The following is a 22,426-nucleotide window of genomic DNA, read 5'->3' as shown; positions in this document are numbered from 1 at the left end:
CGTTGCTCCCTGGCCTTGCGGCCGGTCGAGGTGAATGAGTCAGTCTTGACGGCGGTTCTTCCCGCGGAATGACGGTTCGATGAACCTTGTATGTCCGGCGCGCGTCAGTCGCACACGAGCAGCTCGATCCCGCGCGCGGTCAGCGCGCGGCGCACGGCCTTGTCGGGCGCGCGCTCGGTCACGAGATAGCGGGCGGCGGCCGTGCCGTTGATCCGTACCGGCGTCACGCGGCCGAATTTCGAATGATCGGCGACGATCATCGCCGTGCCGGCCGCCGCGATCATCCGGCTGCGCACCTCGGCCGCGAGCCGCGAGTAGTCGGTGCATTCGCCGTCGGGCGTGATGCCGCCGGCGCCGATGAACGCGAAATCGACGTGGTACTGCGCGAGCTGCTGGATCGTGTCGAGCCCGAAGGTGGCGTCCTCGTCGTCGGACAGCTCGCCGCCGAGCAGCGTCACGCGATTGCCGTTGCGTCGCGCGAGCACGAACGCGGTGCGCCAGTCGTTCGTGTAGATCGACAGCCGGTGCCGGTCGGCGAGCGCGAGCGCAACCGCATGCGGCGTGCTGCCCGAATCGATCAGCACCGAGGCATCGTCGGGCACGAACTCGGCTGCGCGCCGCCCGATCGTGCGCTTCGCTTCGGCATTCGCGGCTTCGCGCTCCGACAGGCTCGGCTCACGGCGATCCGCGGCCAGCGCGCCGCCGTGCGTCATCACGAGCAGGCCGCGTGCGGCCAGTGCGTTCAGGTCGCGCCGCACGGTCTCGCGCGACACGTCGAGCGAGCGGACGAGTTCCGCGACCGACAATGCGCCCGACCGTCCGAGCTCCGACAGGATGAATTGATGACGTTGTTCCGCCAGCATCGCGTGTGCGCCCGAGGCGACTGGTAATGGGTAAGCCGCCCATTGTATTACGGCCGTTTGACCGGCATTTGACGGCGGCGGGACGCCGGGCGGGCCGCGTTTCCCGAAAGCGAAATTCTGTATTGCCCGCCGCGAGCGAATCGGCGCGGCGCCGGTTGCTACACTTTGCGCTTCGCAGAACGACAGACCAAGCAAAGGGGCTCACGCCATGTATCGCAAAGGCAGTGTGATCGAAATCCAGTTTCCGCCCGAACGACTCAACGACGCGGCCGGCGATCCGTACTGGATCGACCTGACGCTCGACGAGGCCCGCCGGCTCTACGAACAGCTCGCCGCGCGCTTCGCGACCGACGCCCGCGCCAACCAGCCGCTCGACACGTTCTCGATCGACTGATCTCCGCTGCTTCACGCCCGCCCGCTGCGCATGCCGGGCGGCGCCCATCCCGTTCCCGCGGCACCGCCCGGCCCGCACCGATGGCCGCACGTGGTGCACATTCGGCACGCAGCATGAGTGCAGGATTCGACAAGACGCCGGCATCGCTTCCCCCGATACTGGCCGACTTCACGATTCTGTCCGGCCGCATCGCGGCCCGCCATGCATGCTGACCTCGCTCGTCGCCGCCGCTTTCGTCGCACTCTGGTCCACCGGCTTCATCGTTGCGCGGGCCATCAAGCCCTACGCCGATCCCAACCTGTTCCTGCTCGCACGTTTCGCGGGCACGGCCGCGCTGTTCGGCGCGGTGGCACTCGTCGCGCGCGCGCCGTGGCCGGCCCGGCGCGAATGGCCGCGCCACCTGATCGCGGGCGCGCTGCTGCAGGGCGTCTATCTCGGCGCGAGCTACTGGGCCGTCGCGCAAGGGCTGAACGCAGGCGTCATGGCGCTGCTCGGCGCACTGCAGCCGCTCGCCACCGCCGTGCTCGCCGTGCCGCTGTTCAACGAGCGCCTGCCCGCACGCGGCTGGCTCGGGATGGCGCTCGGGCTCGCCGGCGTCGCGCTCGTGCTGGCGCCGAAGGTGACGGACGGTGTCGCGCCGGCGCCGGGCGCCGCGCCTGCGTGGCTCGTCGTCGCCGTCTCGGTGCTCGCGGTCGGGTCGATCACCGCCGGCTCGCTGTACCAGAAGGGCAAGCTCGCGCAAAGCGACCTGCGCACGGCGGTTGCCGTGCAGAATTTCGGCGCGGCGATCGTCGCGGCCGTCTTCGTCGCGCTGCTTCACGAAACCCGCTGGATCGGCGCGCCGGCGTTGTGGGTGTCGCTGGTGTGGGGCGTCGTGTTCCTGTCCGGCGGCGCGGTCACGATGCTGATGTGGATGCTGCGCCGCGGCAACGCCGCGCGCGCGACGTCGCTGCTGTTCCTCGCGCCGCCGCTGGCCGCGCTGCAGGGCTACTGGCTGTTCGGCGAAACGCTTGCGGCGATCCAGCTCGCCGGCTTCGCGCTCGCGCTGGTGGGCGTCGTACTCGCGCGGCGCTGACGCGCGCCGCCGGGCCGGTGCCCGCGTCGGCGCCGGGCGCAGGGATGCCCGTCACGCGTCACGCTGCACCCGCCCGGCGCACCGTGCACCACGGCGATGCAGCCCGTCTCGCCGATGCAACGCAAAACCGCCGGAACGCACGCCCGGCGCGGCACCGCGCCGCGATTGCGCTTATGATGGGCGCCTTGCATTTCGTTCCGGAACTTCCTTCATGACATCCGCCGATTACGCCAGCCGCCAGCGCGCGATCATTGCCGAACTGAACGTTGCCCCGCACTTCGACGCCGAGGCCGAGATCGACCGCCGCATCGACTTCCTCGCGCAATATCTTCGTTCGACCGGCCTGCGGACCTACGTGCTCGGCATCAGCGGCGGCGTCGATTCGTCGACGGCCGGCCGGCTCGCGCAACTGGCGGTCGAGCGCCTGCGCGCCGACGACTACGATGCGCGCTTCATCGCGATGCGCTTGCCGAACGGCGTGCAGAACGACGAAGCCGATGCCCAGCGCGCGCTCGCGTTCGTGCGCGCGGACGAGGTGCTGACGGTTGACGTGAAGCCGGCCGCCGACGCGATGCTCCGCTCGCTGGTCGCCTCCGGCCACGCATTCGACACGCCGGCGCAGCAGGATTTCGTGCACGGCAACATCAAGGCGCGCGAGCGCATGATCGCGCAGTATGCGGTGGCCGGCGCACGGCGCGGCATCGTGATCGGTACCGACCATGCGGCCGAATCGCTGATGGGTTTCTTCACGAAGTTCGGCGACGGCGGCGCGGACATCCTGCCGCTCGCGGGCCTGAGCAAGCGGCGCGTCCGCGCGGTCGCGCGCGCGCTCGGCGGCGAGGAGCTGATCGTGATGAAGGTGCCGACGGCCGATCTCGAGGAACTGCGCCCGCTGCGGCCCGACGAGCACGCGTACGGCGTGACCTACGACGAGATCGACGATTTCCTCGAGGGCAAGCCGGTCGAAGACCGCGTGTACGAAACGGTGCTGCGCTTCTTCGACGCTTCGCGCCACAAGCGTGCGCTGCCGTACACGCCGTTCGACTGGCCGGCCGCGTAAGTCGCGACCGCGGCAGAACAACTGCCGCGTCGCCATCCTGCGCTGCGGGGCCCGGCGACCGGTCGGCAGCGTCGGAGCCCAACCGCCGCGCGCGGCCGTGACGGCTACGCGCGGCCACCCGGCGGCGGGCAACCCTATGCGTGCCCGCCCGTCTTCGACGCCTGCAGCGCGCGAATCCGCATCCGCGCCCCCGTATCGCTCACCGTCGCGTCGTACATCGCCGCGAGATCGCGCTTGAGCGCGGTACGCGAGCCGCCGTCGAGATACACCATGTGCCCCGACGGATAAAAACGCGCGGACAGGTTCTGCCGCACCTTCTGGTCCTCGAGCGGCATCTGCTGCAGGTCGATCACGGTCTGGTAGAACGGCGTGACGAAATCGTAGAAACCGTTCGCCGACAGCACCTTCAGGTCGACGTTCAGCGCCATCACCGCGGCGAGATCGCCGGCCGTATAGAGGATCACGTTCCCCTGCGCATCGATACCCTGCTGCGCGCCGGTCGGATCGATGTGGCTGAAATCCCAGTTCTGGAACGCCTGGTCGTTCAGGTCGGTGAATGCGGAATTCGACGTGAACTTCAGCTGCTCGTTCAGGTAGCTGTTCCACATCGCCGTATAGACGCCCGTCACGGCCGTCATCGTCGGATCGTTGCCGCCCGAGTTCGGGTCGATCTTGCCGGCGATGCCCGACGAGATCCCGGTCACGCGGCCGTCGTACGAGCCGAGCGCGAGCCCCTGCGCATGCAGCAGCGTCGTCAGGAACAGCGAATTGCCGCGCGCGTCGTAGCCGGCGATGTCGAGGCTCCACGATTGCAGCGTCGCCGTATCGATGCCCGTGTATTGCGACAGCTTCTGCACGGCGGCCGGGTTCGCATGCGGGACCGTGCGCAACGCGTTCAGGTAGTCGGTGCGCGCGAACTGCGCGACTTCCTCGACGAACGCGCCGAGATCGGTCGGCGCCGGCGTGACGCCGAGCTTCTTGTGATACCACGCATCGGCCGCCGCGGTCGGCAGCGCGCCGACCGGGTTGCCGGCCTGCCGGTAGTCGAGGATCGACGATTGCAGCGTGACGCCGTTCAGGTCGACGCCGTCCTCGTGCAGCTTGTACGCGAGCACGCAGCTGCGTGCGGTGCCGTACGATTCGCCGAACAGGTATTTCGGCGAATTCCAGCGGTTGTTCTTCGTCAGGTAGCGCTTGATGAACTGCTTCAGCGAATCCGCATCCTGGTCGACGCCCCAGAAGTTGCGGTTCTTGTTCGGCGCGACGGCCGCCGAATAGCCGGTGCCGACCGGGTTGATGAACACCAGGTCGCTGTGGTCGATCATGCTGTCCGGGTTGTCTTCCATCTGGTACGGCGCGGGCGGCGTGAACCCCGGCATCGACGTCTTGATGCGCTTCGGCGCGAACGAGCCCAGCAGCACGAACACCGACGACGAGCCGGGCCCGCCGTTGTAGAAGAACGTCACGGGCCGCGTTTCTTCCTTCGCGCCGTCGGCCGTGAACGCGACGTAGAAGAGCTTCGCGGCCGGCAGCGAACTGCTCGGGTCGACCGTCACGAGATGGCCGGCCGTCGCCGTGTAGGCGATGCGCTTCCCGTCGATCAGGATCGTGTGATGCGTGATCGCGGCCGCCTCGGTGGTGTCGGTCACCGAATCGTCGGGGCCGTTGCCGTACGCGACCGGATCGAAGAACGGCTGGTCACGGCCGTGGCTCAACGCGACCGGGTTGACGGTCGGCGGCACGCCATGCGAATTGTGGTCGCCGTGATGCAGCGGATACACGCCGCCGGAAGATGCGGAATCGATGCCCATCGTGCTGCTCCTGGAGGTGAGAAAAAGGCGCGGGCAGGCAGCCCGCGCCATGCGGAAAGACGTGTACCGCGGCCGTCAGCTCGACGGCTTGCGCGTCAGGATCGCGGCGAGCTGCGCACCGTTCGGGCTGCCGAGGCCCGTGCAGGCATCCCAGCCCTGCGCGGCCGCGTACGTCCCGTTCGAGCCGTGCGTGATGTCGCGCAGCGCCCCCGGATTCCTGTAGAGCACCGGATTGACCCAGCCGGCGGACGCACCGCCCGCCGCACTCGCCGCCGCACTAGCCGCCGCGTTGATCCGCGCGATCAGCGCGGCCCACAGCGGCGCGACCGCACTCGTGCCGCCCATCACCGTGGCCGTGCCCGCGATCGACACTTCGTAGCCGGTCTGCGGCGATGCATCGCCGGCGACGTCCGGCACGCCGCGCTTCGCGAGCGGCACGCGGCTGCCGTCGGCCAGCGTCGCGGCAAGCCCCTGCTGCCACACCGGCAGGTCGAACAGCGTGCTGACGCCGCCCCCGCCCGCGCCGCCGCCGGCCGCCTCGTCGTTCCACGTGACCTCGCTGCGAATGCCCTGCCCGGGCAGCGCGTCGAGCTGCGTGCCGCCGCAGCCGAGCACATACGGGCTCGATGCGGGGAAGTCGACATGATCGGCGCCGTCCTGCAACCCGTCGCCCGAGCCGCTGTCGCCGGAGGCCGCGCACACCGTGATGCCCTGCGCGGCCGCCGCCTGCAGCACGCGGTTGAACGCCTGCGCGGACTGCGCCTGCCAGATGGCCTCCGGGCCGCCCCAGCTGATCGAGATCACCGACGGTTTGTTGGTCCTGTCGCTGACGGCCGCGTTGACGGCCTGGATGAAGCCCGCGTCGCTGTTCGGCGCGAAATAGACGGCGATCTTCGCGGCCGGCGCGATCGCGCCGGCGATCTCGATGTCGAGCGCGACTTCACCGTCCGGGCCGCTCGGATCGCCGGTCGGCGTGTTGCGGCCGGTGCCGACGTTGACGTCGACGAGCGTCGGCGGCTTCGTGATGCCGAGCCCGCGGAAATACTGCTGGATGTCCGCCGCGCGGTAGCCGCCGCCGAGCTCGATGATCGCGATGCACTGCCCGGCGCCGTCGCCGGCCGGGAAGCCGTACAGCGATGCGAGCTGGACCGGGGTGAACGTGACGCCCGCCGCGCCGCCGCGCGCGGGCGTGAACGGCGGCCGCAGCCGGAAGTGCGGCCGCGCCTGCGGACGGCTGTCGAGACCGAGCACAGCCGTGACGGCGTCGCCGAGATCGTCGGGCAGCGCGATCGGGCCGGAGCGGCCGCGATACTGGCCGATCGACCGATGCTCGAAGCGCTCGAGCTTGACGCCGAACGCGGCTTCGAACTGCTGGATCGTGCCGGACACCACGACGACGCTTTCGACCGGATCGACGCGATCGACCGTCAGCTGGTGGCGACGCGCGAAGTCCTCGGCCTTGCGAATGTCGTCGGGATTGGCGGAAAAACGTTGCGCGAAGGTTTCGCGCGACACCGGTTTCGCTTGCGCGTCGCCGGTGGCGAGCTGGTGAAGCAGCGTATCGAGTTGCCCTTCTTCCTGCCGCCGCAACATGATCGTGACGTGGATGCGTTCTGCCGGATCGCACGGCCCGAGGCACTTGGACTCGGCGACGATTCGGGGTTCACGGTCGGCGTGAAGATGCCTTGCCATGTTCAGACCCTCCTTGGTACCGCGTTGCACGGAACAGCCAGGAAATCGGACAGGGCCGGCGGGAGACGGTTCCGTTCGGTCGTTCGGGTTCGCGACAGCGCGAAGTAACAGGGAGTTTAGATCAGTCAGACGATTTGCGCGCACGCCCTTCTGCGGCGGGGCGCATGCGCGGGCCGGCATTGCGCGCGGCCCTCATCGGATGCGGCGACGCGCCGCGCGACCTGCGCCGGCGCGACGCCGCGGCGCCACTCAGTCCATCGACAGGCGCAGCGCAAAGCCGATCAGCGCCGCGGAAAACGTCCAGCGCTGCACCGTCTGCGCGAGCGGATGCGCACGCATCCACGCGGCGATCCGCGACGCGCCGAACACGCACGCGAGGTCGAAGCACACGCCGGCCGCCACCAGCAGTGCGCCCAGTTCGAACATCTGCAACACCACCGGCCCGGCCTCGGGGCGCACGAACTGCGGCAGCAGCACCGAGCAGAACAACAGCGCCTTCGGGTTCAGCAGGTTGGTGAGCAGGCCCTTCACGAACGACTGCCGCAACTCGCCCGCCGTGGCCGCCGCGTCGCCGTCGCCGAGCGCGAACACGGGCGAACGGAACACCTGAATCGCGACATACGCGAGATACAGCGCGCCGCCGTAGCGGATCACTTCGTACAGCCACGGCGCGCTGCGGATCAGCGCCGCGACACCGCAGGCGGACAGCGTCACGTGCGCGGTGCGCGCGAGCGACAGGCCCGCGGCAGCGGCCATTCCCGGCCGCACGCCGCGGCCGATGCTGGTCTGCAGCACGAGCGCCATGTCCGGCCCCGGCACCGCGTAGATGGCCGCCAGCGCGGCGAGATAAATCAACAGCAAATGCGTGGAAATCATGGTCTGCCCCTCTCCTCTTACGGCGATATGTTGCCGCTGGAGCGCGAGGGATTATTGGCCATATTTGGCTCAGGATTGGCGATCCGTAGGGGAATCCGCCACAATCGTCGAATCCGCATCAGGAATCCGCCATCATGACCGAACTCGACAAAACCGACCGCGCCATCCTTGCCGCGGTGCAGCGCGACGGCCGCCTGCCGATCGCCCGCCTCGCCGACACCGTGGGCCTCTCCGAGACCCCTTGCGCGCGCCGCCTGAAGCGCCTCGAAAACGACGGCTACATCGAGCGATACCGCGCGCAGCTGTCGCGTCAGGCGCTCGGCTACGGCGTCGTTGCGTTCGTGCTCGTGCGATTCGCGACGCACGACCGCAAGACCGCCGACCGCTTCGAGCGGGAAGTGCTCGGCATCGAGCGGATCCTGGCGTGCCACAACGTGGCGGGCACCGCCGATTATCTGCTGCAGGTCGTGGCGCGCGATCTCGACGATTACGGCACGTTCCTGCGCGAATCGCTGCGGATGCTGCCGGGCGTGACGTCGATCGAATCGGCGCTGTCGCTGCGCGAGGTCAAGCACGACGCGGGGCTGCCGGTGCCGTGATGCCGGCGCGTGCACGGTTCACGCAAGCCGGACCCGACACCCGTTTCGTCACTTCGACACCCGTCGATGTGGGCCGCGCCGGATCGCGCCGCCGCAACACTCGTTCACATTGTCGATGCCGGCCGGCTACGCGATGTCGGTCGGCTGGTGCGCGCGTTCCAGATCCTCGAGAAACGCTTCCACGAGCGGATTGCCGCGCCCGTTGCGGGCGACGACCATGTGGAACGTGACGTCGTAGCGCAGTTGCTCCGGATTGAGCGGCGCGAGCAGCCCCTGCGCGACGTAGGGCGCCGCGAAATGCTGCGGCAGGTAGCCGAGGTGGTGGCCGGACAGGATCAGCAGCGCGACGGCCTCCATGTTGTCCGCCGTCGCGGTCACGCGGTCGGGCGTCGTCGACATCTGCGCTTCGGGCAGCGGATACGAGCGCCACGCCCATTCGAAACCCGCGACGTCGGCCGGCGTCAGCGCGCCCGCGCCGTCGAACAGCGGATGGCCACGCCCGCAGTACGCGACCTGGCGCTCGATGAACAGCGGCGTGTAGTGCAGCGACGGCACCCGGTGCCAGAAGTAGCCGACCGCGATCTGGATCTCGTCGCTCAGCAGCTTCTCCTCGAGATCGCCCGGCGCGCGCACGGAAATCGAGAAGCGCACGGCCTCGTCGCGCGTGCGGAACGCGGCGATCGCCTCGGCGATCCGCGCGTTCTGGCTCACCGGCGTATGGCCGATCAGGCCGATGTGCAGCGTGCCGACCAGCTGGCGGTCCATGTGCCGCGCGGCCATCCCGAATTCGTCGAGCGCCGCGAGCAGCTTGCGGCTCATCGCGTGGAACCGCTCGCCCTTCGGCGTGAGCCGGAAACCGCTGCGGCCGCGCTCGCAGAGCCGGTAGCCGAGCCGCGTCTCCAGCGACGAAAGCTGCGCGCTGATCGTCGACTGCCCGACGTTCAGCACGGCCTGCGCGGCCGACACGCCGCCCGCATCCGTGACCGCGAGAAACACGCGGATCAACCGCAGATCGAGGGTCGACAGATTCCCCAGCACGTTCATCCCCTTCCATACATCGATGAAGATCGATGTTTACGTCGATATCTTCGCATTCTTCTTTCCCGGCGGAGCGCGTAAAACTGTGCGCCAGGCCGCGTCGCATGATACGGCAACCCCACATCGGAAGAGACAGCCCATGAACGACCACACCCATTTCCAGCCGCTCGGCGGCAATGAAATGCCGCGCTGCGGCGGCATCGCGACGATGATGCGCCTGCCGCACGTGGCGAGCGCCGATGGCCTCGACGCCTGCTTCGTCGGCGTGCCGTTCGACCTCGGCACCTCCAACCGCACCGGCGCACGCTTCGGCCCGCGCCAGATCCGCACCGAATCCGTGCTGCTGCGCCCGTACAACATGGCCACGCGCGCCGCGCCGTTCGATTCGCTGCAGATCGCCGACATCGGCGACGTCGCGATCAATCCGTACAACCTGCACGATTCCATCGCGCGCATCGAAGCCGCGTACGACGCGATCCTCGAGCATGACTGCAAGCCGATCACGCTGGGCGGCGACCACACGATCGCGCTGCCGATCCTGCGCGCGATCCACCGCAAGCACGGCAAGGTTGCATTGATCCACGTCGATGCACACGCCGACGTGAACGACACGATGATGGGCGAAAAGATCGCGCACGGCACGCCGTTCCGCCGCGCGGTCGAGGAAGGCCTGCTGCACGGCGACAAGGTCACGCAGATCGGCCTGCGCGGCACCGGCTACGCCGCCGAGGATTTCGACTGGTGCCGCGAGCAGGGCTTCCGCGTCGTCCAGGCCGAGGAATGCTGGAACAAGTCGCTCGCGCCGCTGATGGAAGAAGTGCGCGCGCGCGTCGGCGATACGCCCGTCTACATCAGCTTCGACATCGACGGCATCGACCCGGCCTACGCGCCGGGCACCGGCACGCCGGAAATCGCGGGCCTTACGGTGCCGCAGGCGCTCGAGATCATCCGCGGCGCGAAGGGGCTGAACATCGTCGGTTGCGATCTCGTCGAAGTCGCGCCGCCGTACGACCCGTTCGGCACCACGGCGCTGCTCGGCGCGAACCTCGCCTACGAGCTGCTGTGCGTGCTGCCGGGCGTCGCGTATCGCGACTGATTCCCGCCCCCCCCCTATTCCAAAATCAAAGGATTCCAGAGGAGCACTTATCAAGATGGGGACTTCCGTCAAGCAACCCAAACGGGCGGCGCTCGCGTCGTTCGTCGGCACCACGATCGAGTGGTACGACTTCTATAGCTACGCGACCGCCGCCGCCATCGTGTTCGGGCCGCTGTTCTTTCCCGGCGAAAACCGCTTCATCAGCCTGCTCGCATCGTTCGGCTCGTTCGCGGTGGGCTTCTTCGCACGGCCGCTCGGCGGCGTGATGTTCGGCTATCTCGGCGACCGCTTCGGCCGCAAGCGCTCGCTGCTCGCGACGCTGATGCTGATGGCGGTGTCGACGGTCGCGATCGGCCTGCTGCCGACCCACGCGCAAGCCGGTGTGATTGCACCGGTCCTGCTCGTGCTGATGCGGGTGCTGCAAGGCATCGCGGTCGGCGGCGAATGGGGCGGCGCGGTGCTGCTCGCCGGCGAGCATGCGCCGGAAGGCAAACGCACGTTCTTCGCGTCGTTCGCGCAGCTCGGCAGCGCGAGCGGCCTGATCCTGTCGATGCTCGCGTTCGGCGCGATCAGCACGCTGTCGAAGGAAGACATGATGAGCTGGGGCTGGCGCGTGCCGTTCCTCGCGAGTTCCGTGCTGCTGATCGTCGGCTTCGTGATTCGCGCGAGCGTGTCCGAATCGCCCGAGTTCGAGGAAGTCAGGAAGAGCGGCAACATCGCGCAAAAACCGCTGCGTGAAGCGCTCAAGTACTGGCCGCTGCTGCTGCTCGCGATCGGCGCGAACGTGTACGGCATCGCCGGCGTGTATTTCAGCAACATCTTCATGATCAGCTACGCGACGCAGTTCCTGTCGCTCGACCGGTCGATGGTGCTGCATTGCATGACGATCGTCGCGGTGCTGCAGTTCGTCGTGCAACTCGCGGCCGCGTTCCTCGCGCAGCGCTTCGGCACCACGCGCGTGCTGCTGATCACCGGCGCATGGGCCGCGATCGTCCCGTTCGTGATGCTGCCGCTCGTGCACATGGGCACGCCGCTGTCGATCACGGTCGGCGTCGGCCTCGCGACGCTCGCGGAATCGGGCTACTACTCGGTGGTCGCGGGCTTCGTCAGCGGCATCTTCGTCGCACGCATCCGCTACACGGCGATCTCGATCGCGTACCAGGTGTGCGGCGCGCTCGCCGGCGGCCTCACGCCGCTCGTCGCGACCATCATCGCGCAGAACACCGCGCCGCAATGGTGGCCGCTCGCGCTCCAGTACACGAGCGCCGCGCTCCTGTCGTCGCTGTGCGTGTGGCTGATCTCGCGCCGCGTCAGCATCGACGATGCCGTCGCGCCCGGCAAGACGAACGAGCCGCTGCCGCGCGGCGCACGCACGGCATAACGCAAGTGCTCGCATGACGCAAAACGGCCCGCTTCCGCGGGCCGTTTTTTTGCCGTCCGATCTTTCGATCGCAACGGCGGCGTGCAGCGCTCGCTGCGTTATTGCACCTGGCTGCGCAGCGTCTTCGCGGCAGCGACCATGTTTGTCAGCGCCGGAATCACTTCCGCCCACTGGCGCGTCTTCAGCCCGCAGTCCGGATTGACCCACAGACGCTCCGCCGGAATCCGTTCCGCCGCCTTCCTCATCAGGCCGACGATATGTTCCTGCGTCGGGATGTTCGGCGAGTGAATGTCGTACACGCCCGGCCCGATCTCGTTCGGATACTTGAAGTCGTCGAACGCGTCGAGCAGCTCCATGTCCGAGCGCGAGGTCTCGATCGTGATCACGTCCGCATCCATGTCGGCGATCGACGCGATGATGTCGTTGAACTCCGAATAGCACATGTGCGTATGGATCTGCGTGTCGTCCTGCACGCCGTTCGCGGTGATGCGGAACGACTCGACCGCCCACTTCAGGTACGCGCCCCATTGCGCGCGGCGCAGCGGCAGCCCTTCGCGCAGTGCAGCCTCGTCGATCTGGATCACGCGCACGCCGGCCTTCTCGAGATCGAGCACTTCTTCGCGGATCGCCAGCGCGAGCTGGTAGCACGACACCGAGCGCGGCTGGTCGTCGCGCACGAACGACCAGTTCAGGATCGTCACGGGGCCGGTCAGCATGCCCTTCATCGGCTTGTTCGTCAGCGACTGCGCATACGTGATCCATTCGACCGTCATCGCCTTCGGGCGGCTGATGTCGCCGAACAGGATCGGCGGCTTCACGCAGCGCGAACCGTACGACTGCACCCAGCCGAACTGGCTGAATGCGTAGCCGTCGAGCTGCTCGCCGAAGTATTCGACCATGTCGTTGCGCTCGGCTTCGCCGTGCACCAGCACGTCGAGTTCCAGTGCTTCCTGCTCGCGCACGCTGCGTTCGATTTCAGCCTGCATCGCGGCCCGGTAGCCCGCATCGTCCAGCGCACCGGCCTTGAACTGGCTGCGCGCGTGACGGATTTCGCCGGTCTGCGGGAACGAGCCGATCGTCGTCGTCGGAAACGCCGGCAGCTTCAGGCGTGCCGACTGCTTCGACGCACGCTGCGTGTAGGGGCTCACGCGGTTGCCGAGCTGCGCGTCGATGCCGGCGATCGCGGCCTTCACCGCCGGGTTGTGCACGCGCGGCGAGTGGCGGCGCGAATGGATCGCGGCGGCGTTCGCGGCCAGTGCATCGGCCACCTTGTCGCGGCCTTCGTTCAGCGCGGTCGCGAGCACCTTCAGCTCGTCGAGCTTCTGCAGCGCAAACGCGAGCCACGAGCGGATTTCCGCATCGAGCTTCTCCTCGCTCGCGAGATCGACCGGCACGTGCAGCAGCGAGCACGACGGGGCGAGCCACAGGCGATCGCCCAGTTGCTTCGCGAGCGGTTCGAGCCAGTCGAGCGTCGCGTTCAGGTCCGTCTTCCAGATGTTGCGCCCGTTGATCGCGCCAACCGACAGCACGCGCCCGGCCGGCAGTTCACGCACCAGCGCGTCGACTTCGTCGCGTGCGTTGATCGCATCGACATGCAGGCCGTCGACCGGCAGCGAACTCGCGAGCGCCAGGTTGTCCTGAAGCTGGCCGAAGTAGGTGGCGAGCAGCAGCTTGATGCGGCGCGTTTCCAGCGCCGCATAGGCGGTGCGCAATGCCTGACGCCACTCGGCGTCGAGTTCGGTGACGAGAATCGGTTCGTCGATCTGCACCCATTCGACGCCCTGCGCGGTCAGCGTGTCGAGCAGCGCGCCGTACACGGGCAGCAGCTTCGGCAGCAGCGCGAGGCGGTCGGAATCGTCCTTCGCCTTGCCGAGCCACAGGTACGTGACGGGGCCGAGGATGACCGGCTTCGCGGCCACGCCCTGCGCCTGCGCTTCCGCCAGTTGCTGGAGCAGGCGCGACGGGTCGAGCGAGAAGTTCGTGTCCGCGTGGAATTCCGGCACGATGTAGTGGTAGTTCGTATCGAACCACTTCGTCATTTCACCGGCGGAGACCCCACCGCAGCACGCCGCATGCTCGTCCGCCGACTGCGCCGAACGGCCGCGCGCGACACGGAAATAGTTGTCGAGCACATCGCCGTGGAAACCCTGCACGCGCTTCGGCAGGTTGCCGAGCGTGAAGCTCATGTCGAGCACCTGATCGTAGAACGCGAAGTCGCCGATCGGGGCCAGGTCCAGGTCGCGCTGGTCGTTCCAGTGACGCTTGCGCAGCTCGGCGCCGAGCGCCTTCAGCTCGTCGCGCGACGATTCGCCCTTCCAGTAGCGTTCGAGACCGAACTTGAGTTCGCGCTTCGCACCGATGCGCGGGAAACCGAGGTTGTGTGTCGTGACCATGAGCTGCCGTCCAGAAGAAGTGAAGATCCGGCAGCCATCATAGGGATTTCATCCCATGAAATAAAATGGCATTATTTCATTCATCCATTAAATCTGTTCATGTATCCGTTGCACGAGCGATATCCATGCTGGAACGATTCCATCTCGTCGTGATCCGTGAAGTCGAGCGCCAGGGCTCACTGACCGCAGCCGCCCACGCGCTGCACCTCACGCAATCGGCACTCAGCCACACCGTCCGGAAAATCGAGCAGCAGCTCGGCACGCCGATCTGGGATCGGGAGGGCCGCGGCCTGCGGCTCACCCAGGGCGGGCAGTATCTGCTGAAGCTGGCGAACCGGCTGCTGCCGCAGTTCGAGCTCGCCGAGGAGCGGATGAAGCAGTACGCGAAGGGCGAGCGCGGCACGCTGCGCATCGGGATGGAGTGCCACCCGTGCTACCAGTGGCTGCTGAAGGTCGTGTCGCCGTACCTGTCGCGCTGGCCCGACGTCGACGTGGACGTGAAGCAGCGCTTCCAGTTCGGCGGCATCGGCGCCCTGTTCGGCCATGACATCGACGTGCTCGTGACGCCCGATCCGCTGAACAAGCCGGGCCTGCGCTTCGACCCCGTGTTCGACTACGAGCAGGTGCTGGTGGTCGCCGATTCGCACCGGTTCGCGAACGCCGATTACGTGACGCCCGAACAGCTGACCGACGAGATCCTGATCACCTACCCGGTCGAAACCGACCGGCTCGACATCTACAACCAGTTCCTGACGCCGGCCGGCATCGTGCCGAGGCGGCACAAGTCGATCGAGACGACCGACATCATGCTGCAGATGGTGGCGAGCGAGCGCGGCGTGGCCGCGCTGCCGAGATGGCTTGCCGACGAATACGCCGACCGGATGCCGGTCGTGCCGGTCAAGCTCGGCAAGAAGGGGATCGCGAAGCAGATCTTCCTCGGCATCCGCGAAGCGGACGCATCGATCGACTATCTGGCCGCGTTCGTCGCGCTGGCGCGCGAATCGACGGGGAGCGCGCCACGCATGCTGCGCTAGGCGTGCCCCGTTGCCGTGCGCGTCAGGCGGCGCGCATGCCGATGCGCTCGCCGCGCTCGACCCATGCGCCGAACAGCAGGCCGATCGTCGTCCACATGATCACCTGCATGCCGATGGCCGCCACGCGGAACTTCCACAGCAAGGCCGCCGGGAAATCGGCCGGCAACTCGCTGACAGACGGCAACCCGATCTGCACGGCCGCGATGATCGCGACGAACACAAGCCCGGCGACGATCGACGCGTTCCACTGGCCGAGCTTCGCCAGCAGATGGCGGCGCACGCTGACCGAGAACACCATCGTCGCGACGGAGATCGCGATCATCAGGAAGAACAGGCCCGTGCGATAGCCGATCGTGTCGGGGTCGCCGACCGACGGCGGATTGGCCGGGTACTTGAGGTTCGGCACGATCACGAGCGCGATGAACGCCGCCAGCGCGAGCCACGCGGCCAGCGGACGGGCCGGGAGGCGGCTGCCTCGCCCGTAGGCATACGCGAAGATCAGCGAGAACAGCCCGCCGAATGCCGCGCCATAGGTCACGACGCCCGTCAGCAAGCCGAGGCCGGCCTGCGTGTGGCGGCTGACCAGCTCCGGCTCCGGTGCGTCGCCCTTGGCGGCGTCGGTTTTTTCTTCAAAGGAGATTGCCTGATCGACTTGCGGTTCGCCGACGACCTTCGCGAAACCGAACGTGAGGAGGCCTGCGGCGATGCCTGCGAGCATCCCGCGCATGAGCAGCTTTCCGACCATCGTGAACTCCGCGTCAGTGGCAGGGGAAGCCGAGCAGGTGGCGGCCGTCGTGGACGAATTCGTGGACGTACATGCCCGGCACGAGCGACGTCGCACCTTGTTCCGCGCCGACGAAATAAAGCGCGAGCAACAGGATCAGGCCGACGAACACGGCCCACGGCAACAGTTCACGGACGGGGATGGGCGCCGGCACGACCGCCGGCTTCAGCACTGCTTCGCTCATGGATGCACCTCAGGGGAATCGCGCCCCGACAAATGTTGGATGGGTACGAAGGCAGGTCTGGCTTCCGGGATCATCGATCACCGGTTACAGTGGCGCGACCGCGCCGGGCTTGCACCGGCTTCCGCGCTTCGTATCGGGCGAATTGTACGCGCGAATGTTCGCGTATTGAAGCGGTGCCAGGCGGACACGTGCGTCCGTCCCGGATCATCCGAAAACCGACATGAACATGCCTACCTCGCTGCGCCTGATCGCACACGCATCGACCCGGGCGATGCGCACCGGCGCGTTTCCCGACGACGATCCGCTCGATACACGCGGGCTCGCCGAAGCCGCTGCGCTACGCGGCCGATGGGCAGGTACCGCCGGCGCGCTCCTGCTGTGCAGCCCCGCATGCTGCGCGCGGCAGACCGCCGATGCGCTCGGACTTCATGTCGACATCGACGACGCACTGCGCGACATCGATTACGGCAACTGGCGAGGCCAGCGCCTGCGCGACCTCGCACGCGACTTGCCGGACGAACTGGATGCGTGGATCGCAGACCCGTCGGCGTCGTCGCACGGCGGTGAATCGTTCGAAGCCGCCATGCACCGCGTCGGCACGTGGTTGAACGGGCTGCGGCAAGATCGCGACATCGTCGCAATCACGCATGCGCCGATCGTCCGCGCGGCCATCGCCCATGTGCGGCGGATGGATTCGAAGGCAGCCGCCCGCATCGACGTCGCGCCGCTGTCCTGCACGACGCTTGGAACGGATGGACGTTGAGCGCGGACGGCAACGCGTAGAACGCCATTGCGCTCACTATGTGGACGACGATGCGGGCTGGCACGTCACGTTGCGCACACACGCCTTCAATCGCCTTACACGTCGGCAAGACACGCCGTTCGTGGTCCCGACTGTCATCAAACTGACTGCTGGCCGCAGATAGGATCGGACGCGGTTCCCTCACGAGATGGCGTCATGAATCAACCTGCTTCGTCCGCACCGAACAACCCGGGCTCCGTCGAACGCACCAGACAGGTCGGCTATGCCGTCTTCCTGCTGGTGCTGGCGCTCGGCGCGCTCTATATCGCCACGCACCTGATCGACGATCTGTCGCCGATCCGCGAAGGCAAGCTGTTCCCGTACCTGCTGCTCGGCGCCGCGCTGCTGATCGCGCTCGGCTTCGAATTCGTCAACGGCTTCCACGACACCGCGAACGCGGTCGCCACCGTGATCTATACGCACTCGCTGACGCCGAACGTCGCGGTGATCTGGTCCGGCATGTGGAACTTCCTCGGCGTGATGGTCTCGAGCGGTGCCGTTGCGTTCGGCATCCTGCAGTTGCTGCCGGTCGAGCTGATCCTGCAGGTCGGCAGCGGCGCGGGCTTCGCGATGGTGTTCGCGCTGCTGATCGCCGCCATCATGTGGAACCTCGCGACCTGGTATTTCGGGTTGCCGTCGTCGAGTTCGCATACGCTGATCGGTTCGATCATCGGTGTGGGGCTGATGAACCAGCTGATGCACGGGCCGTCCGGCACGAGCGGCGTCGACTGGGGCCAGGCGCTCGGTGTCGGCAAGTCGCTGCTGTTCTCGCCGATCGTCGGCTTTCTGTGCGCAGCGCTGCTGCTGCTCGTGCTGAAGACGCTCGTGCGGGTTCCGGAGTTGTACAAGGAGCCGCCGAAAGACCAGCCGCCGCCGTTCTGGATTCGCTGCCTGCTGATCCTGACCTGCACGGGCGTGTCGTTTGCGCACGGGTCGAACGACGGGCAGAAAGGGATGGGGCTCATCATGCTGATCCTGATCGGCACGGTGCCGACCGCCTATGCGCTGAACAAGGCCGTCACGCCGGCCGAGACGCAGACCTTCGTGGCGGTCGCGAACCAGGCGGCCGCGACGTTCGGGAAGTACACGAACGGCGTCGCGCCGTCCGCGAACCCGCGTGCCGACGTCGAGCGCTACGTGCAGCATCGCGAACTGACGCCCGCCGTGCTGCCGGCCGTGCAGCAACTGTCAACGTCGCTCGCGACCGCGGTCGGCACGTCGGGCTCGATGGCAGCCGTGCCGCAGCGCGACGTCGACAACGTGCGCAACACGATGTATCTGGTATCCGAAGCAATCCGCCTGATCGAGAAGTCGGGTCAGCCCGCGTTCGCGGCCGACGACAAGCTGGCGATCGACAACTATCACAAGCAGCTCGACCACGCGACCAAATTCATTCCGACGTGGGTGAAGGTTGCCGTCGCGATCGCGCTGGGCCTCGGCACGATGGTCGGCTGGAAGCGGATCGTCGTGACCGTCGGCGAGAAAATCGGCAAGCAGCATCTGACGTACGGACAAGGCGCATCGGCCGAACTCGTCGCGATGCTGACGATCGGCGCCGCCGACGTGTACGGATTGCCCGTGTCGACGACACACGTGCTGTCGTCGGGTGTCGCGGGGACGATGGCGGCGAACGGCTCCGGGCTGCAGTGGAGCACGGTGCGCAGCCTCGTGCTCGCGTGGGTGCTGACGCTGCCGGCGTCGATCGTGCTTGCCGGCGGGCTCTACTGGTTGTTCCGGTCGATGGCTTGATTCACGTTGCGACGGGTGGCCGGTGTGAGCCGGCCGCCTGTCGTGGAAGATTCGCCGCTCGCTTCTTCGCTTCTTAGCACTGATACGTCGCCGCCTTCGATGTGTCCGTGCGCGTCCCGTGCCATTCCCTCTTGCTTCCGGATTGAAGCGCAAGATCTGGAGCGCATCGGCAAACGAACGTCGCTAGACTGGGTTCATCGACTTTCTTCGTGGCTCCAACCGTGCACGCAATGCTTCCGGGCATTCCGCTCGACTCGGCGCCACATCGCTGACGAACCAAGGGACGCCCGTGAACATCGCCGATCTGCAATCTGCCGTCGAATCGACGGACATCGCACAACGCGTCGACGCCATCGACTGGCCGACTGTCGGCGCCGAGCTCGATCGCTATGGATGCGCGCGTGTGCCAGGCCTGATTTCGACGAACGAATGCGATGCGCTCGCGTCGCTCTATCCGCGAGATGCGCTTTATCGTTCACGCGTCGTGATGGCGCGGCACGGATTCGGCCGCGGCGAATACAAGTATTTCGCGTACCCGCTGCCCGCGGTCATTGCCGAGCTTCGCACGACGATCTACCCGCATCTCGCACCCATCGCGAATCGCTGGAACCAGGCACTCGGAATCGACGTCCGCTATCCGAACGACCACACGACATTCCTCGATCGCTGCCGGGCGGCAGGGCAGACGCGACCGACGCCGCTGATCCTGCAATACGGTCCCGACGACTACAACTGTCTCCATCAGGATCTTTATGGCGAGCACGTGTTTCCGCTGCAGGTCGCGATCCTGCTGTCGGCGCCGGGCCGCGATTTCACGGGCGGGGAATTCGTGTTGACGGAACAGCGGCCACGCATGCAATCACGGGCGGAAGTGGTGCCGCTGATGCAAGGCGACGCGGTGATCTTCGTCGTGCATGGCAGACCCGTGCAGGGGACGCGCGGCGTCTATCGCGTCAACCTGCGCCACGGCGTGAGCCGGATTCGCAGTGGCCACCGCCACACGGTCGGCATCATCTTTCATGACGCGCAGTGACGGCAGCGAGGACGAGCGTGGTGTCGTCCCGACGTTCGTCACGGGGATGATTTCCGGTTCGCGCTGGGAGCACCGCGCTACGCTACTGCCCGCACGCCCGCAGCAGCAAAGGGCCGACTGCGCTGACCGTCAGGCCATCGCAACCACAACGGATCGACGTTTCGGGTGAGCGACGAAAAGCAGTCGCGCTCACCTGTCACGGTGCAAATTGGATGCGTCGTTCGACCTACCCTCGCGCCACACTCGCCCGCAGCCGGTCGCCTGCATCGGAGGCCAGCCGCGCATAACCCGGCAACGTCAGCAGCGCGAGCACGCCGGCCGCGACGAATGCCCAGCGGAAATCGTCGAGCACGTAATGCATGCCGGCGGCATCGCCGCGCACCAACGCCGCGAGCCGCAGCGACAATGCACCGAACGCGATCCCCATCCCGATCGTCATCTGCTGTGCGGCACTCCACAGCGTGCTGGCTGCACTCGTCTGATGAGCCGGGATATCCGCATAGGCGAGTGTCGCGAGCGTCGTGAACTGCATCGACCGCGTGAGTCCATAGACGAATACGACGAGCAGCGTGATTGCCAGCGGCGTCGACGCGGTCAGCCAGCCGCACGCAATCGTGAAGATGCCGACAATTGTCACGTCGACGAGCGCAACGCGCCGGAAACCATATCGGTCGAGAATCCACGACGTTCCCGCCTTCATCCCCAGATTACCGAGCGCACTCGCGAGCAGCAACAGGCCGGACTGGAACGGCGACAACCCGAAGCCGATCTGGAACAACAGCGGCAGCAGGTATGGCACGGCGTTGATCGCCATCCGCGTGATCGAGCCGGAGATCACCGTCACCGAGAAGGTCGGCACCTTCAGCGTGGTGAAGTCGAGCAGCGGATGCGCGCAGCGTCGCGCATGCCACCACGCGGCCACGCCGAACAGCACGCTCGCCCCCACCAGGACGCCCGCGCGCGTGAAGTCGACGTCCTGCTGGCCGGCCGCTTCGGTACCGATCAACAGACAGGTCAATGCACCACCGGCCAGCACGAATCCAGCCCAGTCGAGCGGCCGTTGCTCATCAGCCCGCGTGTTCCGGACGATTAGCCACGTACAGACGAGCGCGGCAATACCGAACGGGACGTTCAGCAGGAAGATCCAGCGCCACGACGCATAGGTCGTGATGAAGCCGCCGATCGGCGGCCCGACGACCGGCGCGACGATACCCGGCCACGTGATCGTCGCGATCGCTCGCATCAGCTTCGCCTTCTCGGTGCTGCGCACGACGATCATCCGTCCGACCGGCACCATCATCGCCCCGCCGACGCCCTGCAGCAGCCGTGCAGCCGTGAACGTCACGACACCTTCGGACAGCCCGCACAGCACCGACGCACCGGTAAAGACGACGATCGCACTCGCGAATACCGTACGCGATCCATAGCGGTCCGCGATCCAGCCGCTGATCGGGATGAACACCGCCAACGCGAGCATATAGGCGGTCATCCCGAGGCTCAGCGCGTTCGGACCGACACCGAACGAACGCGCCATTTGCGGCAATGCGGTCGCGATCACGGTCGTGTCGAGGTACTCCATGAAGAACGTTGCGGCGACGAGATACGGCAAGAAGTCGGTCGTCCGACTACCTTGGGCAGGGCTGTCAGTCATGAACTGTGCGAGAGACGGAATACGGAGGATACCGACCGCCAGCGGACGCCTGAAAGCACTGGGAATCGGGACGAATGGCGATATTACCCCGAAGGGCCTGCTCCCCGCTCTGCAGCGCATGCCGTGCGAACGGACTTTATGCGCATAGATTTTTATGACGATTTCGTGGTGCGTTCGTAGAAGGATGCACGCCGATCAGGCCGACAGGGTTCGTCGAAAGACCGGCAGATGAAGCAGGGAATTTTGCCAGAAGGCGACATTTATCGACCATCTTCGACGAACGTCGCGCATCATCGATCATCAAAACATCGCCACGGGATGTATCGACATCGACCGGACGCTGACTGAAGGTGGATCGGCGTGGTCCGCAGAGAACGTACCGAGGATATCAACGATGCTTGGCGGCGGATTGCTCGGGGATGGCAGATCCTGATCCACGACCGTCGGCCGTCTCGGCTCCGGTCGCAGTATTGCTTGGCCTGTGCCGTGCATTTCCGTCGCCGAAATGCAAAAACCCCCGCCTTTCGGGCGGGGGTTTCTGGCTTAGGGAGCCTGACGATTACCTACTTTCACACGGGAATCCGCACTATCATCGGCGTAGAGTCGTTTCACGGTCCTGTTCGGGATGGGAAGGGGTGGGACCGACTCGCTATGGTCATCAGGCAAAGAGGGTTGTTCTGCTGGCTTGGCCAACAGAACCAATCTTGGAAGAAGCAGTAATTTAGGTTGTGTGTATCACACACGAGAATCCAACTTGTCGCTCTGGATCCTGCGGCCGGTGCTGTCGCACGGCGCCGATCTACAAGGCAGACTTGTTATAGGATCAAGCCTTACGGGCAATTAGTATCAGTTAGCTGAACGCATTACTGCGCTTACACACCTGACCTATCAACGTCCTGGTCTCGAACGAC

19 protein-coding genes, 2 rRNA genes and 1 riboswitch are annotated in these 22,426 nt (G+C 66.7%); of the genes, 10 read left to right on the top strand and 11 right to left on the bottom strand.

All coding sequences use genetic code 11. From position 1 onward, the window contains the following. Nucleotides 1-104 precede the first annotated feature (104 nt). Entirely contained in the window at nt 105-863 is a 759-nt protein-coding gene (locus DPV74_RS20790; RefSeq protein ID WP_021161157.1) for a DeoR/GlpR family DNA-binding transcription regulator, read from the bottom strand. A gap of 208 nt (nt 864-1,071) precedes the next feature. Here DPV74_RS20790 and DPV74_RS20785 point away from each other — a divergent pair, with 208 nt between their 5' ends. The 3 genes from DPV74_RS20785 (at nt 1,072) to nadE (ending at nt 3,392) form a co-directional block, all read left to right on the top strand. Then, on the top strand, nt 1,072-1,257 hold the full coding sequence (locus DPV74_RS20785) for a hypothetical protein (RefSeq protein ID WP_006480515.1): 186 nt from the start codon (nt 1,072-1,074) through the stop codon (nt 1,255-1,257). A 205-nt stretch (nt 1,258-1,462) separates the two neighbouring features. Continuing rightward, nucleotides 1,463-2,332: a DMT family transporter gene (locus tag DPV74_RS20780; RefSeq protein ID WP_119337870.1), complete on the top strand. Its 870-nt coding sequence runs from the start codon at nt 1,463-1,465 to the stop codon at nt 2,330-2,332. 211 nt (nt 2,333-2,543) lie between these two features. Beyond that, on the top strand, nt 2,544-3,392 hold the full coding sequence (gene nadE, locus DPV74_RS20775; protein ID WP_027790533.1) for an ammonia-dependent NAD(+) synthetase: 849 nt from the start codon (nt 2,544-2,546) through the stop codon (nt 3,390-3,392). Nucleotides 3,393-3,526: 134 nt separating this feature from the next. Here nadE and DPV74_RS20770 read toward each other — a convergent pair whose 3' ends face one another. The 3 genes from DPV74_RS20770 to DPV74_RS20760 all read right to left on the bottom strand — a co-directional run bounded on the left by DPV74_RS20770 (nt 3,527) and on the right by DPV74_RS20760 (nt 7,771). After that, nucleotides 3,527-5,203: a S10 family peptidase gene (locus DPV74_RS20770; protein WP_059697056.1), complete on the bottom strand. Its 1,677-nt coding sequence runs from the start codon at nt 5,201-5,203 to the stop codon at nt 3,527-3,529. 75 nt (nt 5,204-5,278) lie between these two features. Then, nucleotides 5,279-6,895: a protease pro-enzyme activation domain-containing protein gene (locus DPV74_RS20765; protein WP_060170480.1), complete on the bottom strand. Its 1,617-nt coding sequence runs from the start codon at nt 6,893-6,895 to the stop codon at nt 5,279-5,281. A 249-nt stretch (nt 6,896-7,144) separates the two neighbouring features. Further along, on the bottom strand, nt 7,145-7,771 hold the full coding sequence (locus DPV74_RS20760; protein WP_027790530.1) for a LysE family translocator: 627 nt from the start codon (nt 7,769-7,771) through the stop codon (nt 7,145-7,147). 134 nt (nt 7,772-7,905) lie between these two features. Here DPV74_RS20760 and DPV74_RS20755 point away from each other — a divergent pair, with 134 nt between their 5' ends. Further along, complete coding sequence (locus DPV74_RS20755; RefSeq protein ID WP_027790529.1) at nt 7,906-8,370, top strand: Lrp/AsnC family transcriptional regulator; 465 nt, start codon at nt 7,906-7,908, stop codon at nt 8,368-8,370. 126 nt (nt 8,371-8,496) lie between these two features. On the opposite strand, the gene DPV74_RS20750 is transcribed toward DPV74_RS20755, so the two are convergent. Further along, a complete protein-coding gene (locus tag DPV74_RS20750) occupies nt 8,497-9,408 on the bottom strand; it encodes a LysR family transcriptional regulator (RefSeq protein ID WP_027790528.1) in 912 nt (303 codons plus the stop codon). A 139-nt stretch (nt 9,409-9,547) separates the two neighbouring features. Here DPV74_RS20750 and speB point away from each other — a divergent pair, with 139 nt between their 5' ends. Both speB and DPV74_RS20740 read left to right on the top strand, forming a co-directional pair. Next, complete coding sequence (gene speB, locus DPV74_RS20745; RefSeq protein ID WP_119337869.1) at nt 9,548-10,504, top strand: agmatinase; 957 nt, start codon at nt 9,548-9,550, stop codon at nt 10,502-10,504. 55 nt (nt 10,505-10,559) lie between these two features. Further along, nucleotides 10,560-11,885: an MFS transporter gene (locus DPV74_RS20740; protein ID WP_119337868.1), complete on the top strand. Its 1,326-nt coding sequence runs from the start codon at nt 10,560-10,562 to the stop codon at nt 11,883-11,885. Nucleotides 11,886-11,983: 98 nt separating this feature from the next. Here the strand turns inward: DPV74_RS20740 and metE are convergent, their stop codons facing one another. Then, nucleotides 11,984-14,278 carry a 5-methyltetrahydropteroyltriglutamate--homocysteine S-methyltransferase gene (gene metE / locus DPV74_RS20735; RefSeq protein ID WP_060083296.1) on the bottom strand — a complete coding sequence of 765 codons (2,295 nt, stop codon included), beginning with the start codon at nt 14,276-14,278 and terminating at the stop codon, nt 11,984-11,986. Between the two features lie 125 nt (nt 14,279-14,403). Here metE and DPV74_RS20730 point away from each other — a divergent pair, with 125 nt between their 5' ends. After that, a complete protein-coding gene (locus DPV74_RS20730; protein WP_059697053.1) occupies nt 14,404-15,312 on the top strand; it encodes a LysR family transcriptional regulator in 909 nt (302 codons plus the stop codon). A gap of 22 nt (nt 15,313-15,334) precedes the next feature. On the opposite strand, the gene DPV74_RS20725 is transcribed toward DPV74_RS20730, so the two are convergent. Further along, nucleotides 15,335-16,057 carry a CbtA family protein gene (locus DPV74_RS20725; protein WP_119337867.1) on the bottom strand — a complete coding sequence of 241 codons (723 nt, stop codon included), beginning with the start codon at nt 16,055-16,057 and terminating at the stop codon, nt 15,335-15,337. Between the two features lie 13 nt (nt 16,058-16,070). Next, a complete protein-coding gene (locus DPV74_RS20720; RefSeq protein WP_006488502.1) occupies nt 16,071-16,280 on the bottom strand; it encodes a CbtB-domain containing protein in 210 nt (69 codons plus the stop codon). 32 nt (nt 16,281-16,312) lie between these two features. After that, nucleotides 16,313-16,455: riboswitch (cobalamin riboswitch) on the bottom strand. A 45-nt stretch (nt 16,456-16,500) separates the two neighbouring features. Between DPV74_RS20720 and DPV74_RS20715 the strand changes: the two genes are divergently transcribed. The 3 genes from DPV74_RS20715 (at nt 16,501) to DPV74_RS20705 (ending at nt 19,864) form a co-directional block, all read left to right on the top strand. After that, nucleotides 16,501-17,043, top strand: coding sequence for a histidine phosphatase family protein (locus DPV74_RS20715; protein ID WP_119337866.1), 543 nt, complete (start codon nt 16,501-16,503; stop codon nt 17,041-17,043). Nucleotides 17,044-17,238: 195 nt separating this feature from the next. Next, complete coding sequence (locus DPV74_RS20710; protein ID WP_060206547.1) at nt 17,239-18,831, top strand: inorganic phosphate transporter; 1,593 nt, start codon at nt 17,239-17,241, stop codon at nt 18,829-18,831. Nucleotides 18,832-19,120: 289 nt separating this feature from the next. Continuing rightward, nucleotides 19,121-19,864, top strand: a complete 744-nt coding sequence (locus tag DPV74_RS20705) for a 2OG-Fe(II) oxygenase (RefSeq protein ID WP_119337865.1) — start codon at nt 19,121-19,123, stop codon at nt 19,862-19,864. Nucleotides 19,865-20,090: 226 nt separating this feature from the next. Here the strand turns inward: DPV74_RS20705 and DPV74_RS20700 are convergent, their stop codons facing one another. The 3 genes from DPV74_RS20700 to DPV74_RS20690 form a co-directional block, all read right to left on the bottom strand. Continuing rightward, complete coding sequence (locus tag DPV74_RS20700) at nt 20,091-21,515, bottom strand: MFS transporter (protein WP_027790520.1); 1,425 nt, start codon at nt 21,513-21,515, stop codon at nt 20,091-20,093. Nucleotides 21,516-22,065: 550 nt separating this feature from the next. Beyond that, nucleotides 22,066-22,178, bottom strand: a 5S ribosomal RNA gene (gene rrf / locus DPV74_RS20695). 156 nt (nt 22,179-22,334) lie between these two features. Further along, a 23S ribosomal RNA gene (locus DPV74_RS20690) occupies nt 22,335-22,426 on the bottom strand; the annotation flags it as partial.

This window comes from Burkholderia sp. HAN2018, assembly GCF_024704855.1.
In the GTDB taxonomy this organism is placed as follows: Bacteria; Pseudomonadota; Gammaproteobacteria; order Burkholderiales; family Burkholderiaceae; genus Burkholderia; species Burkholderia cepacia.
This window is presented reverse-complemented; position numbering and strand designations above follow the sequence as displayed.

Coding starts and splice junctions, on each gene's coding strand:
- DPV74_RS20725 (WP_119337867.1), bottom strand. CDS start 16,057: ATGGTCGGAAAGCTGCTCATGCGCGGGATGCTCGCAGGCATCGCCGCA.
- DPV74_RS20790 (WP_021161157.1), bottom strand. CDS start 863: ATGCTGGCGGAACAACGTCATCAATTCATCCTGTCGGAGCTCGGACGG.
- nadE (WP_027790533.1), top strand. CDS start 2,544: ATGACATCCGCCGATTACGCCAGCCGCCAGCGCGCGATCATTGCCGAA.
- speB (WP_119337869.1), top strand. CDS start 9,548: ATGAACGACCACACCCATTTCCAGCCGCTCGGCGGCAATGAAATGCCG.
- DPV74_RS20700 (WP_027790520.1), bottom strand. CDS start 21,515: ATGACTGACAGCCCTGCCCAAGGTAGTCGGACGACCGACTTCTTGCCG.
- DPV74_RS20715 (WP_119337866.1), top strand. CDS start 16,501: ATGAACATGCCTACCTCGCTGCGCCTGATCGCACACGCATCGACCCGG.
- DPV74_RS20720 (WP_006488502.1), bottom strand. CDS start 16,280: ATGAGCGAAGCAGTGCTGAAGCCGGCGGTCGTGCCGGCGCCCATCCCC.
- DPV74_RS20760 (WP_027790530.1), bottom strand. CDS start 7,771: ATGATTTCCACGCATTTGCTGTTGATTTATCTCGCCGCGCTGGCGGCC.
- DPV74_RS20780 (WP_119337870.1), top strand. CDS start 1,463: ATGCTGACCTCGCTCGTCGCCGCCGCTTTCGTCGCACTCTGGTCCACC.
- DPV74_RS20770 (WP_059697056.1), bottom strand. CDS start 5,203: ATGGGCATCGATTCCGCATCTTCCGGCGGCGTGTATCCGCTGCATCAC.
- DPV74_RS20765 (WP_060170480.1), bottom strand. CDS start 6,895: ATGGCAAGGCATCTTCACGCCGACCGTGAACCCCGAATCGTCGCCGAG.
- DPV74_RS20755 (WP_027790529.1), top strand. CDS start 7,906: ATGACCGAACTCGACAAAACCGACCGCGCCATCCTTGCCGCGGTGCAG.
- DPV74_RS20710 (WP_060206547.1), top strand. CDS start 17,239: ATGAATCAACCTGCTTCGTCCGCACCGAACAACCCGGGCTCCGTCGAA.
- DPV74_RS20785 (WP_006480515.1), top strand. CDS start 1,072: ATGTATCGCAAAGGCAGTGTGATCGAAATCCAGTTTCCGCCCGAACGA.
- metE (WP_060083296.1), bottom strand. CDS start 14,278: ATGGTCACGACACACAACCTCGGTTTCCCGCGCATCGGTGCGAAGCGC.
- DPV74_RS20740 (WP_119337868.1), top strand. CDS start 10,560: ATGGGGACTTCCGTCAAGCAACCCAAACGGGCGGCGCTCGCGTCGTTC.
- DPV74_RS20730 (WP_059697053.1), top strand. CDS start 14,404: ATGCTGGAACGATTCCATCTCGTCGTGATCCGTGAAGTCGAGCGCCAG.